Genomic DNA, 762 nt, shown 5'->3' on the forward strand with positions numbered 1-762 from the left:
GTAAAAGGATTTACACAGCTTTTAAAAACACCAAATTTAACTCCTGAATCAAGAGACGAATATATTAAACATATACTTGAAGAGTTAAATCGTGCCCAAGAAATTATCGATGATTACTTAACGTTTGCCAAACCTTCTCCAGAAAAATTAGATCAAATTTCAGTAAAACAAGAGTTAAATCGAGTTATTAATATGATATTGCCATTGTGTAATATGAATACGATACATATTACACAGGATTTTTCTGAGGCAACCATTGTTGGTAATAAACAACACTTTCAACAATGTTTTTTAAACTTAATAAAAAACAGTATTGAAGCAATGCCTAATGGTGGTACCTTAAATATTTCCTCATCTATCAATAATAGTAAAGTTGAAATACGAATTGAAGATAGCGGAGTTGGAATGTCACAGGAGCAAATACATCGATTCGGTGAACCGTATTTTAGTACAAAAACGAAAGGCACCGGTTTAGGTACGATGGTTGCTGTTAAGATTATTGAGACGATGTATGGAAGTTTAAAAATCCGAAGTATCGTTAGTAAAGGAACGACTTTAACGATTACGTTCCCAAAATATAGTAAGAATACGCATTAAAACAAATAAAAAAGGAGCATAGTCGCTCCTTTTTTATTTGTTTCGATACATAAGTATCTTCAATGTTTTTTAGTTTACATTTGTGAAGACTAATTAAAAATTAGTATCCTCCGCCCCAGCAGCTGCATCCTACAATTATTAATAGAATGAATAACACAACTAATA

2 protein-coding genes are annotated in these 762 nt (G+C 31.4%); one reads left to right on the forward strand and one right to left on the reverse strand.

Annotation, left to right across the window (positions count from 1 at the left end; genetic code table 11):
• The coding region (locus DN403_RS30635) for a sensor histidine kinase (protein ID WP_149186119.1) at positions 1-597 on the forward strand (597 nt) is incomplete at its 5' end.
• Positions 598-697: 100 nt separating this feature from the next.
• Here DN403_RS30635 and DN403_RS30640 read toward each other — a convergent pair.
• On the reverse strand, positions 698-762 hold a 65-nt coding region (locus DN403_RS30640; protein WP_141548491.1), incomplete at its 5' end, for a YjcZ family sporulation protein.

It is taken from the genome of Bacillus sp. AY2-1, assembly GCF_008368965.1.
Classification (GTDB): domain Bacteria; phylum Bacillota; class Bacilli; order Bacillales; family Bacillaceae_G; genus Bacillus_A; species Bacillus_A thuringiensis_S.